Annotated in this window: 8 protein-coding genes; 6 read left to right on the top strand and 2 right to left on the bottom strand. The window is 69.7% G+C overall.

What is annotated here, in order from left to right:
• Positions 1-82 precede the first annotated feature (82 nt).
• On the bottom strand, positions 83-328 hold the full coding sequence (locus WG209_RS10970) for a hypothetical protein (RefSeq protein WP_337175082.1): 246 nt from the start codon (positions 326-328) through the stop codon (positions 83-85).
• 1,013 nt (positions 329-1,341) lie between these two features.
• The gene (locus tag WG209_RS10965; RefSeq protein ID WP_337175081.1) at positions 1,342-2,934 is read right to left on the bottom strand and encodes a TolC family protein; all 1,593 of its coding nucleotides are present in this window, start codon (positions 2,932-2,934) and stop codon (positions 1,342-1,344) included.
• 302 nt (positions 2,935-3,236) lie between these two features.
• Between WG209_RS10965 and WG209_RS10960 the strand changes: the two genes are divergently transcribed.
• The 6 genes from WG209_RS10960 to WG209_RS10935 all read left to right on the top strand — a co-directional run bounded on the left by WG209_RS10960 (position 3,237) and on the right by WG209_RS10935 (position 14,979).
• Positions 3,237-3,707, top strand: a complete 471-nt coding sequence (locus WG209_RS10960) for a hypothetical protein (protein WP_337175080.1) — start codon at positions 3,237-3,239, stop codon at positions 3,705-3,707.
• A gap of 195 nt (positions 3,708-3,902) precedes the next feature.
• Positions 3,903-5,621 (top strand): efflux RND transporter periplasmic adaptor subunit, encoded by a 1,719-nt coding sequence (locus WG209_RS10955; protein ID WP_337175079.1) that lies wholly within the window; start codon positions 3,903-3,905, stop codon positions 5,619-5,621.
• A gap of 12 nt (positions 5,622-5,633) precedes the next feature.
• Positions 5,634-9,644 carry an efflux RND transporter permease subunit gene (locus tag WG209_RS10950; protein WP_337175078.1) on the top strand — a complete coding sequence of 1,337 codons (4,011 nt, stop codon included), beginning with the start codon at positions 5,634-5,636 and terminating at the stop codon, positions 9,642-9,644.
• 345 nt (positions 9,645-9,989) lie between these two features.
• Complete coding sequence (locus WG209_RS10945) at positions 9,990-11,462, top strand: SpoIIE family protein phosphatase (protein WP_337175077.1); 1,473 nt, start codon at positions 9,990-9,992, stop codon at positions 11,460-11,462.
• Positions 11,463-11,736: 274 nt separating this feature from the next.
• On the top strand, positions 11,737-12,189 hold the full coding sequence (locus WG209_RS10940) for a four-helix bundle copper-binding protein (protein WP_337175076.1): 453 nt from the start codon (positions 11,737-11,739) through the stop codon (positions 12,187-12,189).
• A gap of 1,611 nt (positions 12,190-13,800) precedes the next feature.
• Positions 13,801-14,979, top strand: a complete 1,179-nt coding sequence (locus WG209_RS10935; RefSeq protein WP_337175075.1) for a DUF362 domain-containing protein — start codon at positions 13,801-13,803, stop codon at positions 14,977-14,979.
• Positions 14,980-15,019: the final 40 nt, after the last annotated feature.

The following is a 15,019-nucleotide window of genomic DNA, read 5'->3' as shown; positions in this document are numbered from 1 at the left end:
GGGTTCGATCCCCGGCCGACGCAGCAACTCGCGGGTCGTCTCCGAGTCTTAGCCCCGGTCGGCGAACAGATCGTCGGGGAGTTCATCGGGCCGGCCCGGCCTGTCGCCGATCTTGGGATATTCCGAGGACCAGGGGGATGATCTGCCGATGATCGGAGGCGATCGCTCGGGCCGTCCGGACGGGCAGCAGCACGCCCCGGCGGTCGACCATCAAGATGCGCTTCGTCCCCTTTCGGCCGCGGTCGACAGGGCTGGGGCTGGTCGCCTCGCCGCCGCCGAACCCCAGAGCCGTCACGCCGTCGACGACCGTCGAGCGCGAATGCGCCAAGCTGGCCCCCGGGGGCGTCCGCCCAGGCGTCTGGGAGGGGGATGGCGGCGGCATGCGAGGCGACCGGGCTGGTCCCGATCGCCATCGACGGCAAGTCGGCACGGCCAAGCGGAATGCATCCACGGGTCGCCTGCGCGTGGTCGCGGCCTGGGCCGCGGAAAACCGCCTGGTCCTCGGTGCCGTGAGCGTCGCCGACGGCTCCGACGAGGTCGCCGCGATCGCCGAGCTGCTCCGCGCCCTGGACCTGGCCGACGCGTTGGTGACGATCGACGCGGCCGGGTGCCAGGCCGAGAACGCCCGGATCATCCGGGGGCAGAAAGGGCGCTGTCTGCTGGCCGTGAAGGACGATCAGCCGACGTCGCGGGCGGCCGTCGAGGCGGTGATCGGCCGGGCGTGCGAGGCCGACTTCGGGGGAATCCGACGCGACCGGACGGCATCGAGTCGAAGGCGGCCCAGGCTCACGTCGCCGCGTAGGGTAGGATTACAGGGGGACGCGCCACGTCGACGGTTAAATTGCGGGAGGCGAATCATGCGGCTTCGGTGCTCCAAGACTCTTGTGGGTTTCGCGATCGTCGTAAGCTCCCTCGCATGCGCCCCCGGGGCGAAGGCCCAAGACCTCTACTCGAGCGGAGGGACCGTCTACGTGCCGTATGCCGGGGGAGGCGCGGGTTTCCTGCCCTACACCCCGGGCCCGGGGGGCGGGCTCGGAGTCCAGGGTTCCTCATCCCGGCCGCTCGGCCGGCCCTCCGCGCCTCCGAGCGCGCGGAGCATGGCGGGGCCCGTGGACCCCGGCATGGCTTCGGGACTCGGCTCGCTCCGTTCGACGCTCACGCCGCTCACGCCGATCCGCGCCGGCGGAATGGCAAGGGGCATCGGGGGCTCGCTCCTCCGTCGCGAGCCGTCGGGGGGGATGGGGCGGCCGACGCGCCCGCCCGTCGGGAGCTACCCGTTCCGGCAACCCTCGAGCTCCGGACCGGCCGGCGCGGGCATGGGGATGCAGTGATCGCCTTGCCTCACGGCCGATTCGCCTCGGGTCTCGGGGCGTCCGGCAGGGGTTCCGGCTCATCGACGCCGCGGGGGGCCGTTTCGTCCGCCTCGACGCCGCGGCTGAATGGACCCGGCTGGGTCGGGGGGACCGGCTCGGGGATCTCGAGCGGAGTCGCCGAGAGGTCCGCCGGCGGATGCTCGCTCAGGGCGGTCCCCACGGCCCGCTCGAGTGCGGCGATGCTCTTGGCCAGGTCGCTTTCAACCTGGGCCACCTCAAGCCTGACCTGGAGGAGGTTGCGCTGGGCGGTGATGAGGGCGAGCGCGTCGACGTTGCCGGCCGTGAATTCGCTGCCCGTGAGCTTCAGGATCTGCTCGGCGTTCGGCAGGTTGGTCGTGTTGAGGATCCCGAGCACTTCTTGCAGCACCTTCGCCTGGGAGAAGAGCTCCTTGATGTCCCGATGGGCCTGGTCGCGCTCGGCCTCGTACAGCCGGGCGTCGGCGGCAGCCCGCGCCTGGGCCTCCTGGACGCCCGCGGCGAGCTTCTTCCGGTAGATCGGGAGGTTGAAGCCGACGAACATGCCGACGTTGGGCATCCCGCCCGCCATCGGCGACTCGGCGTTGGTGCGTTCCATGATCTGGTAGGCGAAGCCGAGCGTCACGTTCGGATAGTAACGCTTCCTAGCGAGCTCGATCGCCCTTTGGTCGCGAGCGATCGCGGCCAGCCTCGCCCTGAGGTCGGGGCGGCTCGCGGCCGCGAGCTGGTAGAGCCGCTCGATCTGCTCCGGCACCTGGACCGCGCCCTCGGTGAGCAGGGCCGCGAGGTCGGACTCGGGGCTCACGTGGAGCTCTCGGGCGAGCGTCGCCCTGGCCGTCGCCAGGGCCCCGCGCACGGCCGAGAGTTCCCGGTCGATGTCGCTCCGGGCCGTCTCCGCCTGGAGCACGTCGATTTGGCTGGCCGTCGCGGTCCTGGCCCGCTCGCGGGCGAGCAGGAGGAAGTCCTCGGTGAGGTCCCTGTTCTCCAGCAGGAGCGCCTCGGCCTTTTGGTTGAACGCCAGGTCGTAGTAGGCGCGCTTCACGGCCGAGATCGTGTCGAGCTGTGCGGCGGCCAGCTCCATGAGCGCGATCTTGACCTCCTGCTCGGCGGCCTGCCCGCGGACCCGGAGCGTGCCGCACCAGGGGAACTGCTGGGCGATCATGACGTCGTAGGGCATGTAGCCCATGAGCGAGTACTGCGGCGCAACCGAGGGGATGGGGAAGATGGAATTCGAGACGATCGGATCCTCGAGCGAGGTGACCTGCGGGATCCTCGACTCCATCGCCATCACGTTGAACTGGGCGGCACGGACCGTCCGGTTCTCGGCCAGGGCGCGGTGGATGAACGCCTCGACGGGCTGGGGCCCGGAGAAAGGCGACGCGCCCACCTCGGGCTCGACGGCCATGGCCATGTTCGGCCCGCCCGGCGGTATCCCAGGTTCGTGGTGAGACGCCGCCACGACCGCCCCGTCCCTGGCCGTCGGCCAGTGAAGGAGCCGGGACGTCGCGACGGGGGTCGTTTGCGCGCAGCCCGCGGCGGCGAGCAGCAAGGCGGCGGGGAGGAACGCGGTCCGTCGTCGTGACATCCTGGGCCTCGTGAGCTGGAGGCTCCTCCGAGCGGGGCGCGCACCGATGACGCCCCCGGCGGAGCCGTTTCCTAATGAGCCCGGGCGTTAGATCGGTCGTGCGGGATGCGCGGCTCCTGCAAAAAGCAGCCCGCCAACCGCACCCACACCTGGAAGGCGAACAAATTGGTTGCCCGGAGCGTAATAAACCAAGCCTCTTGAAGCGGCGGCGAAAGCTCGGCTTGATGTCAAGGGGCGGTGGGGTATAATTGTATCAGGCGGGCTATTCCGCCCTATCACACCAGGCCAGGGTTCGATTTCACATGTCCTCCAGCATTCCCAAGTTCCGGTTGCCCGTGATCGCCGTCATGGCGGTCGTGGGCGTCGCGTTCCTTGGGCAGGGGACGGCCCAGGCCTGCGGAACAAACCCGGTCGCACAGAAGAAGGCATGCTGCACTGGCGGCCCGACGATGGGTTGCGCCGGCTGCTGCGACGCCGGTCCCGCGCGGTCGAACGACTCGCAGGCTTCTCACGAAGAGACCCTCGACGGACGATTCGCGCCGAACGTCACCGTCCCGGCGAGAAACTGCGAATGCCGTGCGGAAGCCCCGGCCGCGCCTACCTCCAAGCGCGAATCCGAGAATCGCACGAACCGTGGCGATAAAGGCCGGGCGGAACTCGTCTCGCTCGCCTCCATGGACGCACGGCTCGTGCCTCCATCGCCCTGGTTCGATCTGCATTTCCCTCCGCAGCGCACACCTCTCTACTTGCGCGTCTCGCGACTCCTCATCTGAGGCACTCCTTGCGCCGGGCCCATCTCGGGGCCTGACTTGTGGGCGGCTGCTCCGTCGCGTCGGGCGTCTTTACGCCCAGACGCCGGCCACGCACCTCGCCCCATCCGTCATCACCCCGCGTGCGACGGTTCTTGAGTGAGCGCCTGTGACGCGCCGTCTGGCTTGCCGAGCCATGCGGCGCGAGGAGTGTCCGTTATGTCCACCGACGAAGCGAGAAGCCCCGTGGGGCTGGCGAGCGACCGTGCGCCTGGAGAACCCCTGACGCGGCGACAGAAGATCCGGCTGGTCGTGAAGGTCATCGAGCTGCGCCTGCGATTCATCGCGCTCATGGCCGCGACCGGGGCCGTGTTCGCATACTGGGACACGCTCTGGAACTACTACGAGAAGTGGACTCGCCCGCCGGGCGCGGTCCATGTCGCCGCGAGCGAGTTCGAGTTTTTCTGCCCGATGCACCCGACGGTGGTGCAGGGCGAGCCCGGGAGCTGTCCCATCTGCGGCATGCCGCTCTCGAAGCGCAAGAAGGGCGAGAAGGAATCGCTCCCGGAGGGGGTGACTTCGAGGCTCACGCTCTCGAGCGAGCGGATCGCGCAGGCGGGGATCGAGACGGTGGCGGTGGACTACCGGCCGCTCACCGAGACGGTGACGACCGTCGGCTCGGTCGCGTTCGACGAGCGGAGGCTGGCTCGGATCTCATCCAAGACGCGAGGGATGGCGCGGGTCGAGCAGCTCTTCGTGAACTTCACCGGCACCAGGGTCGAGGCCGGCGAGCCCCTCGCGGAACTGTACAGCCCCGAGCTCTACCAGACGATCCGCGAACTCCTGATCGCACAGCAGTCGGCCCAGGAGCGCTCCCGCCTCCAGACCCCCGCGGCGCGCCAACTCCTGAACGGCGGCGACCTCGTCGGCCTCGCCCGCGAGAAGCTCGCCCGTTGGGGGATCACCTCCGAGCAGGTCGACGAGATCCTGGCCAAGGGGAAGGCCGAGTACCGGGTGCCGATCCTCTCGCCCATCTCGGGCGTGGTGGTGCGGAAGAACGTCGTCGAGGGCCAGTACGTGGCCGAGGGCGAGTCGATGTTCGAGGTGGCCGACCTCTCACGCGTCTGGATCCTGGCGAAGGTCTACGAGGATCGGCTGGGGCTCGTCCAGGTCGGGCAGGCCGTCGAGGCGACCGTCAGGGCATACCCGGGCGAGGTCTTCAAGGGCACGGTGGCGTTCAAGGCCCCGGCCCTCGATCCCACCACTCGTACGCTCGACGTCCGCTACGACCTCGACAACCCCGACGGCCGGCTCCGGCCGGGTATGTACGCGACCGTGACGCTCAAGACGCCCGTCGCCGACATGCCGGCGTTCCGCGCGCGGCTGGCCGCCGGGCGATCCCAGGGCGACCTGGGCCGGCTCGCGTCGCTCACGGTCGAGCAGCAGGAGCGGTGCCTGGTGACCAACGCCAAGCTCGGCTCGATGGGCGACCCGCTCCCCGTGAAGGTCGCGGGCAAGGGGCTCTGGATTTGCTGCGCGGGGTGCGAAGCCAAGCTCGAAGGGGACCCGACCAAGTACCTCTCGAAACTCGCCCCCGCGCCCAAGGACGGCGTGCTCACGGTCCCCGAGTCGGCGGTGATCGACACCGGGACGAGGCAGGTCGTCTTCATCGAGGCCGAACCGGGGGTCTACGAAGGGAGAGAGGTCGTGCTCGGCCCCTCTTCCGGGGACCTCTACCCCGTGCTCGAGGGCCTTGCGCCGGGCGACAAGGTCGCCGCGGCCGGGTCGTTCCTGCTCGACGCCGAGACGCGGCTCAAGGCGTCGTCCGGCCCGGAGCCGGCGGCGGAGCCGACCGCGCCGCACGAGGCCGACCGTCCCAGCCCCGTGGCCTCGTCGAGAGCGGTTCCCCACCCAGACGCCGACCACCGGCATGAATGAGGAGGCCCTCCCGTGATCGAATCGATCGTCGAGTGGTCGATCCGCAACCGCTTCCTCGTCATCCTGGCCTCGCTCTTCGTGGGCGTCGTCAGTTTTCGCGCCATGATGACCATGCCGGTGGACGCGATCCCCGACCAGTCCGAGAATCAGGTCATCGTCTTCGCCGACTGGATGGGCAGGAGTCCCCAGGAGATCGAGGACCAGGTCACTTACCGGCTCTCGTCGAGACTTCAGGGCCTCGCCGGGGTGAAGGTGATCCGTTCGTCCTCCGAGTTCAACTTCTCGATGGTGAACATCATCTTCGAGGAGAGCATCGACTATTACTTCGCGAGGCAAAGGGTCCTCGAGCGGCTCGCCACGATCACGCCCGAGATGCCCGAGGGGGTGACGCCGTACCTGGCCCCCGACGCGACGGCCGTCGGCCAGATCTTCTGGTACACGGTCGAGGGCGAGGGGATGGACCTGGGCGAGCTGCGGGCCATCCAGGACTGGTACGTCCGCTACCAGCTCAATTCCGTCCCCGGCGTCGCCGAGGTCGCCTCGGTCGGGGGCGCCCCGCGCGAATATCAGATCGACATCGACCCGAACAGGCTCCGGGCGTACCGGGTCACGCTGGGCGAGATCTACAGCGCCGTCTCGCGTTCGAACTCGGCGGTCGGCGGGCGCGTTATCCACAAGGGGAACGCCGAGTACCTCATCCGATCGGCCGGCTGGATCAAGGGCGTCGAGGACATCGAGAACACCGTGGTCGCCGACCGCGGCGGGGTGCCCATCTACGTGAAGACGGTGGCCACGGTCCAGATGGGGCCGGGCTTCAAGCGGAGCGTGCTCGAGAAGGACGGCAAGGAGGTCGTCGGCGGCGTGGTCCTCATGCGGGTCGGCGAGAACCCGCTGGAGGTCACGCGGAAGGTCAAGGAGAAGATCTCGAGCCTCTCGGCGGGCCTGCCCGAGGGCGTGCGGATCGTGCCGTTCTACGACCGAACCCCCCTCATCCGGAAGGCCATGGAGACCGTCTCCAGCACGGTCAAGGAAGAGATCATCATCGCGACGGCGTTGATCGTCCTCATCATGGGGCATCTGGGGGGGGCGTTCGTCATCTCGATCACGCTGCCGCTCGCCGTGCTCATGAGCTTCCTCCTGATGCAGGCCTTCGGCATCCCGTCGAACATCATGAGCCTGGCGGGGATCGCGATCTCGATCGGGATCCTGGCCGACCAGGCGGTGGTGATGACCGACAATGTGGCGCATCACCTCTACGACCGCTTCGGCAAGCGGCCGGTGCGCGGCGACGTGCTCGACACGATCATCCCCGCGTGCCAGACCGTGGGCCGCCCGATCTTCTTCTCGGTGCTCATCACGATCCTGACGTTCCTGCCCGTCTTCGCGCTGAGCGGCCGATCGGGCAAGCTCTTCCATCCCCTCGCGTGGACCAAGACGTTCGCATTGGTGGCCTCGGGCGTCCTGGCGATCACGCTCGTGCCGGCGCTCATGCCCCTCTTCCTCAGGGGGAGGATCAAGAGCGAGGACGACTCGTGGCTCGTCCGGACGATGATCTCGATCTTCAAGCCGATGCTCTCCTGGCTCATGGATCGGCCGATGCTCGTCTCCTGGCTCTTCGCCTGCATCCTCGGGACGGGGTATCTCGCCTCGACCCGCCTGGGGCACGAGTTCGTCCCGCCGCTCGACGAGGGCTCGATCCTCGACATGCCGACCTCGGTCCCGCGCATCTCGGTGACGCAAGCGACGAAGGACATGAAGGCCAGGAACGCGGTCCTCCGATCGTTCCCCGAGGTCCTGCAGGTCGTGGGCAAGGCGGGCCGCGCCGAGACCCCGACCGACCCGTCGCCGCTCGATATGATCGAGACGATCATCAACCTCCACGACAGGGAGCTATGGCCCAAGCGGCACATGAAGTACGACGACGCGCTCTTCCAGGCCAGGGCGGCGCTCGCGGCGCTCGAACGCCAGGGCGTCATGAAGGCGCCCCCGACCCGGGAGGAGCGAGAATCGCTCCTGAACGAGACGGCGATGGCCGTCTCGACCCAGATCGACGAGGCGCTCCGGGGCCTGGCGCTCGGTCGCCTGGGGGAATTCAAGCCCGAGCTCGGCGAGGCGCTCGTCTCGGAGGCGGTCGAGTCCCTGCTCGCGCGGGTCGATCCGGCGCTGGTCCGCCGCCGGCCCACGGCGGCCGAGCGGGAGGAGCTCGCCCGGACGCTCTCTGCCGAGTACGGCCCGCGGCTCGCCTTCGAGCCCCGGCTCGACGACGTGACCCCGCTCGTCCAGGAGGCCGCCCGGCGGCTCGTGGGGATCGGCGCCCTGGTCGACGATCCGGATCTCTTGTCCTTCAGGCCGAGCCTCTGGGAGCGGACGCGGGACCAGTTCGCGGACCTCCTCGGGACGGGCCGGGACACGGTATTTACCCGCGTCACCGCGCGGCTCGTCGCGACGCATGGAGAGAAGCTCGAAGGGCGGACGAGGTCGCTCAACTGGGAGCTCTTCGACGCGGCCGTCCCCGCGGCCACCGCCACGGCGCTCGAGGAACTCGTCGGCCGCGGCGAGGCGAAGGGGCTCACGGCTCGAGAGGCGACCCCCGAGGAGCTCCGGGGGCTCGCAAGCGCGCTCGAGAAGCCGTTCGGAGACCGGCTCTTCCTCTGGAAAAAGAGCAAGCAGGAGCTCGTCTCGGAGATGGACACGGCGCTCCAGGTCCCCGGCTGGGGGAACATCTTCACTCAACCGATCATCAACCGCATCGAGATGCTGGCGACGGGCGTGAGGACCCCGGTCGCCGCCAAGATCTTCGGGGGCGACCTCCACGAGATCCAGCGCGTGAGCCAGGAGCTGGCGGCCGTCCTGCGGAACATCCCGGGGGCGAGCGGCATCGTGCCCGACCAGATCGTGGGCAAGGGGTACATCGAGATCGACATCGACCGCGAGAAGGCGGCGCGCTACGGGGTCAACGTGGGCGACATCCAGCAGGTGGTCGACGTGGCGATCGGCGGCAGCCCCATCACGACGACCGTCGAGGGCCGCAGGCGCTTCCCCGTCCGCATCCGCTACGCTCGCGACTTCCGCTCGAACGAGGACGACTTGAAGCGCCTGCTCGTCACGGGCCGTGGCTCGGCCGCCGGCGGCATGGAAGACGGGGGCGAGATGGGGGGGCGGGGAGCGGCCTCGCAACCATCCGAGGCCGAGCCGCTCCAGGTCCCGATCGCCGAGGTCGCCACGGTCAAGGTGGTCGAGGGGCCCTCGATGATCAAGAGCGAGAACGGGCTCCTGCGATCCTACGTCTCGGTGACGGTCTCGGGCCGCGACGAGGTGGGCTTCGTCGAGGAGGCCCGGCGCGTCGTGGCCGAGAAGATAAAGCTGCCGCCGGGGATGTACGTGGAGTGGAGCGGGCAGTTCGAGAACGAGGTCCAGACCCGCAAGACCCTCTCGCTCATCTTCCCGGGCGTCATCGCGGTCATCGTGCTCATCCTCTACCTGACCTACAAGAGTTGGATCGACGCGGCGCTCATGATGTCGAGCGTCCTGGGCGCGCTCGCGGGCGGGGCCGTCTTCCAGTGGCTCTTCGGGTTCAACTTCTCGGTCGCCGTCTGGGTGGGCTACATCGCCTGCTTCGGCATGGCGACGCAGAACGGCATCGTCATGCTCATCTACATCCGCGAGGCGATCGACCTGCGCGGGGGCCTGGAGGGGATGCGGTCCGAGGAGGCGATCAAGGAGGCGATCCTCGAGGGGACGATCCACCGGCTCCGCCCGAAGCTCCTGACCGAGGCGACGACCATCCTCTCGATCACCCCGATGCTCTGGTCGACCGGCGTCGGCTCCGAGGTCATCCGGCCGATGGCGGCCCCGCTGCTGGGCGGGCTCCTGATCGCCGACGAGGTCGTCGACGTGTTCCTGCCGGTCCTCTACCTCGCGGTCAAGAAGCGGCAGTGGCGGAGGCTCCACGGCGTGGGGCCCTCGGGAGGCGGCCCGCGCCTCGAAGCGACGCCGCGCGGCGGAACGGCAGCCGTCTCGTGAGGGCCGCGAGAGGGGACGCCATGGACCCGCTCGCCGACGGGGCCCCGCCGAGCCTCGTTGCGGCTCGCGGTGGGACGTCGTCGAGGCCCAGACCCGAAGGTCGCCGAGGCACGGTCCCCGCCCGGCCCTTCGGGCGGCTATCCCATGCCCGCCCATTTGGCGTGAACGCGGTTCGATTCGTTGCCCTCCGCCCCGGCCCGCCGCCCGTCCCCCGACGAACCCCTGATGGGGCCCCTCGTTGCGTATTGAGCCCCGCACGAACGGGCTCCACCTCGGCACAGCCGGGTGCGACGGGCGGCGGACCGGGCCGGAGGGTTGTCCCTGGCCCGAAGGGTATTGTAGGCGATGACGCTCCGCTACAAATTCGTGCTGCCCGTCAACCTGATCCTCCTCGTCGTGCTCCTCTGCTCGTTGGGCTGGGAGTGGCGACGCCAGGAGGCGGCCGGCATGGCGCTCTTGCGCTCGAGGCTCGACGAGGAAGCCCGATTCATCCACGCGGCGGGCCGGACGTTCGGCCCGTCGCCACGGCTCGAGGAGTTCCTCAACGGCTTCTGCCACGCGATGGACCCCTCGGCCTCGCCCGAGCATCAGGTCTCGCTCATCGGCGCGGGCGGCCGGGTCGTCGCGACCGCGTCCGAGCACGCCCGTCGGCCGCTCGACCCGGCCCGATTCGCCGCCGCGGGGGACGGATTCCACTCGCACGTGCGAGACGGAGAGACGTTCCTCGTCCGGGTTTCGTCCGACGGGGAGGAGCGAGTCGTCGTCGCCGAGTCGACCCGCGCGGTCGAGGGCCGCGTGCGGGAGACCCTGCGCCGCCAGGCGGGCTGGTTCCTGGGCGCGGGCGCGCTGCTCCTGGGGGCGGTCAACTTCGTCATCCGCCGCGCGGTGCTCCGACCGATCGGGCGCATCTCGCGCGCGGTCGGCCAGCTCGAGCGGGGGAAGCTCGGCGCCCAGGTCGAGTCCCCCAACGGGGACGAGCTCGGCGCGCTGGCGCGGCGGTTCAATGCCATGTCGCGGGCGCTCGCCGAGCAGGCCGACGCCGAGCGGCGCGAGATGGAGACGGCCCGCCGCGTCCAGGAACACCTCCTGCCGCCGGCGGAGCTCCGGCTCGGCTGCCTCGTCGTCGCGGGCCGCTGCCTGCCCGACGGCCCCGTCGGCGGGGACCTGTACGACGTGCAACCGCTCCCCGGGGGCCGCGTGGGCGTCCTGCTGGTCGACATGTCGGGCCATAACGTGGCCGCGGCCCTCCACACCGCGATGGTCCGGGCGATCGTCTGGCGCGAGGCGGCCGACGCCGCGGGGCCCGGCGAGGTCCTCGCCCGCCTGAACGAGCGTCTCTGCGTCGACCTCCCGGACGAACGCTTCGCGACCGCGTTCCTCGCCTGGTTCGAGCCAGGCTCGCGCACGCTGCGCTACGCGAACGCGGGCCACCCCCCGGCCCTGCTGCGGCACGCCTCCGGTTCGACTTCCGAGCTGGAGCCCACCATGCCGCTCCTCGGCATCTTCGAGGATATGCCCGCGATCGACGCCCAGGCGCCGGTGGAACGCGGCTCGCGCCTGCTCGTGTTCTCCGATGGGCTGATCGAGGTCGCGGACTCCTCGGGCCGGATGTGGGGGGCGGCGGAACTCGGGGAGATCCTCGCGGCGGGCGAGGCCATGGCCCCCGCCCGGATCGTGGACCGTCTCCTCGAGCGTCGGGCAGAGGTGATTTCGCCCGAATCGCCCCGGGACGACGTCACCGTCGTCGTCGCGGATTATGAACCGGCGGCCGTCCGCGACGACCTCGAGCCGACAGGGCACGCGGATGGAGTCCGGTGACGGAGCCGCTCCAGCGTGGCGCCTGGACCAGCCGATCTCGAGCTCCGGGCGAGCCGTGGGCGCGCCCCAGGAGCCGACTCGACTGGTGCTGATGGCGACGCGCACGGCGCAAGATTTGCTGCGATTATCGTCGCCGGTGGGGCAGAGATCTCCTCGACTCAAAGAGGCGATCGGGCTCAAATTGGTCCACCGCCGCCCCCGGAGGGGGTGAACGGTGGCGATCCGCATGTCCGGGTCGCCGAGTACAAACGTCGGACCAAGAGGAGAACGAGCCATGGATCGTCGCGAACTGCTGGGCGTCTTGGGTGTCGGGGCCTTCGGGATCGCGGCCACGGGAGGTACCGCCCGGGCCGACCGCGAGGGCCACGAGCACGACGAGCACGTCGCAATGCTCGGCCGCTGCGCCAAGGTGTGCAACGAAGCGGCCCGCCACTGTCTCGGTGAGTTGAAGAAGGGCGGGGAGCATCAGGACCATCACGCCAAGGCCCACGAGGCGACGATGGACTGCCAGGCGTTCTGCACGCTCGCGGCCGCGCTCACGGCCCGCTCGAGCCGGATGTCGAAGTACGCCTACGCGGCGTGCGCCGATGCGTGTCGCGACTGCGCCGCGGCCTGCGAGGGCCAGCAGGCCGAGATCATGCAGGCGTGCCTGAAGGCTTGCCGCGAGTGCGAGCAGATGTGTCGCCAGCTGATGAAAGAGGGCGACCGCGCGTCCGGCGACCGTTGAACCCACGTCGCCCGCGCGGCGACGGAGGACGAGCGACGAGCGGAGCGGCCCGCGGGCTCCCGGGGGCCTTAGGGGTCGCTCCGTGCGCGAGGCGTCTTCCGGATTGACCCGGCGCGACCCGACCGAGACGGGTCCGCCCGGCAGCAACCAGGAGCGCAGGCGCCCTGGAGCGACCTTCGTGCATCCTCGGCCATATACCCCCTGGGGGTATATGGTCGAGGCATAAAGACCCCTTGGCCGTCGCGGCCTTGAATACGGGCGTTTCCATCCGTCCGCGGCTCGACTCGGGTGGCGGCGCGGCCGCCTTGAGGTCCAGGACGAGCGGGGCGGCGACAGCCCGCCCGATCTGCTGATCGCCTGCCCCGGCGATCGCGTCGATCCGCGCCACCCGGTCGTCGCCGCGCTTGAGCCGCTCCACCAAGTCCGGACCCTCCAGGACCGGTTGGGGGTTCCTGGACTTGCTCAAGGCGATCGGGCCTCGCGATTGGATCTGGACCTAAGCCAGCCGGTCGCGCCAAACCGGCTCCAGATCCGCCAGGATCGCCGGCTTCAGTCCCTTCGTGACGGCCTCGCGGGCCGCCGGCATCTCCTCCCGGCGGCGACCCCGCTCGGCGCCCCCTGCCCCATTGCCATGAGGTCCTCTCCGGTCGCCTCGATGCCCCGCTTCCGCGCGGCCCTCAGGCTCAAGTCCTCCATGGCGACCGGCAACCAAGGCGGGCCATCTTGAAGGCGGGACGAGGCATGGTCGCCAACTCCCAAGAATTGACAAGACGGCGGCACCCGGCCTCGTACGAATGCGTGGACGACCATCTCCACGCAAGCAAGCCGCAAGATTGCTTCGCATTTGGTCGCTCGATCTGGCCCCACGACCAGGACGCATAGAGACAAAATCCGTCGGCTCTCGTAGGACGAGTGTCTGTAAACCCGCGCGGTTGGTAAGGAGGCGTCGCCGGTTCCAGGGTCGAGCGCTAGGCGTCTTCGAGCCCGCAACGGGGTATCGCGCGGTAGCGGAAGAGGGGGCGGGAGTAACGCGATGCCTTGCGTTTCGAGCAATTGTTTCGCGTCTCTATGCAACGGGCGAGAATGCGTGTAAAGTCTTGCCGGCCGGATACCTGGGAAGCTTCTCGGCGCTCAGATGCTCACGCTTCGGGTCCGTGAGGCCGGAGGTTCAAATCCTCTCGCCCCGATTGATTTTTACCTGGCGTAACCCCATTCGGGTTGTCAGGGATCAACTCCGACGAGACGGCGGCGACGCTCGGCATCAGGCCGGTCGTCGCCGTCTTCGCGTTTAGGGCACCACGGCTCGTCGGGCCCTCGTGGCGGCGAATCGGCGGGGATGTCGCGTTGAACGTCGCGCCCTTCCGGCCGAATGAGGGTCGCCGCCCTGCCACCCGGCATGAGAAGCTGGCGGCGAACTTCGTGACCATGGTGAAGCTGGCCATGATCCACCGCCGCTTCCGACTCCTCGATTCACCGGGCAGGACCCAGGCCGGCGGCGAATCGCGCCGGATTTCACGCCCGCGGGCTGATGGCGCGGTCCGGCCGACCGGCTAGGATGAGCGGGTCGCAACCGACGCCCGACCCGAGACTCGAGCCGACCGGGGGACGACCATGCACCGCTGCCGCCTCGCGAACGCTCATCGTTTCGACCGCCGTGGATTCCTCCAGGCCTCGGCCGCCCTGGGAAGCCTGTCGGCCCTGGGGTCGGTCGCCGCGATCGGTGACGACGCCGAGGGGAGCGGCCGCCGCGACGGCCCCGGCCTGCCCGGCGCGCATCCCGGCCGCGTGGTCGAGGTGCGGCACCCGGGTTCCTGTCCGGGAGGCATGCCCGACCCCGAGGCCGTCCGGAGGATGGTCTCTCGCGGGATCACCTCGCTGACGGGCGCCGACGACCCTGTCGAGGCGTGGCGGTCGCTCTTCGCCAGGGGCGAAGTCGTCGGCATTAAGGTCAACCCCGTCGGGCAGCCGCACGCGATCAGCAACCACGCCACGGTCCACGCCATCGTCGAGGGGCTGGAGTCGGCCGGGATCCCGCGCAAGGACGTGGTTGTCTTCGACCGCTACAAGGATCAGTTCATCGAGGCGGGCTACAAGGCCAACCTCCCCGACGGCTGCCGCTGGGACTGGGCGGTCGACAGCTATGACGAGGCCCAGGTGGATATCGCGCGGTACGACCCGGACGAGTTCTCCACGATGGAGATCGTCCACGCCCGGCCCGGCGTCCACGACCCGAAGGACGACCGCACGCGGCGGTCGCACCTGGCGAAGGTGCTGACCCGGGGGGTCGACAAGCTGATCTGCATCCCCGTGCTGAAGGACCACGGCTCCGGCGGCGTGACGCTGGCCCTGAAGAACATGAGCCACGGGCTGGTCAACAACGTGTCGCGTAGCCACGGCACGCCGGACACCAACACCTGCAACCTGTTCATCCCGGCGATCGTGTCGAACCCGGTGATCCGCCGGAAGGCCGTGCTCCAGGTGCTCGACGGCCTGAACGCCGTGTTCCAGGGGGGCCCCGGCTCGCGGAAGGAATACGTCTGGCAGCACGAGACGCTGTTCTTCGCCACCGATCCGGTGGCGATGGACCGGATCGGCTGGGAGGTCGTCGACGCCAGGCGCGGGATTCAAGGGTTGCCGCCGGTCGCCGAGGTCGGAAGGCGGGGCAAGAACCCGACGGGGACCGAGGCGTTCGACTACCGCCAGCCGCAGCACATCGCCGGGGCCGGCGCCCTGGGGCTGGGCGTCTACGACCGGACGAAGATCGACCACCGCGTCGTCAAGCTTGGGTAGCACCCCGCCCCGGATCGCGGCTCCGGCAACCCAGGGCGGC

It is taken from the genome of Paludisphaera sp., assembly GCF_037189885.1.
Classification (GTDB): domain Bacteria; phylum Planctomycetota; class Planctomycetia; order Isosphaerales; family Isosphaeraceae; genus Paludisphaera.
This window is presented reverse-complemented; position numbering and strand designations above follow the sequence as displayed.